Annotated in this window: 1 protein-coding gene; it reads right to left on the reverse strand. The window is 41.9% G+C overall.

Annotation, left to right across the window (positions count from 1 at the left end; genetic code table 11):
* Positions 1-203 (reverse strand): hypothetical protein (locus AC0L20_RS41565; RefSeq protein WP_473295921.1); only part of this gene is annotated, 203 nt, incomplete at its 3' end.
* Positions 204-248: the final 45 nt, after the last annotated feature.

The following is a 248-nucleotide window of genomic DNA, read 5'->3' on the forward strand; positions in this document are numbered from 1 at the left end:
CTTGCTTCTAGGAGGCCGTTATAAAGCATAAATCCGGCTGTTTCAATTTCCCCACTTCCGAACTCCTGCAAAAACTCTAAGAAATCATCAGGAGCATTTTTATGCCCTACCCTTATGGCATTAAGGCTTACATCATCTACAGCAGCCAAACCATCAAGCAAATGCTCTTCTTTCTTACTCTTCAAAAAAGTTTTAATGTCCACCTTCACCCCCTACTTTTTATCGGAAAAAATCTCTCTGGCCACCCC

Source organism: Bradyrhizobium sp. Kon58 (assembly GCF_055807455.1).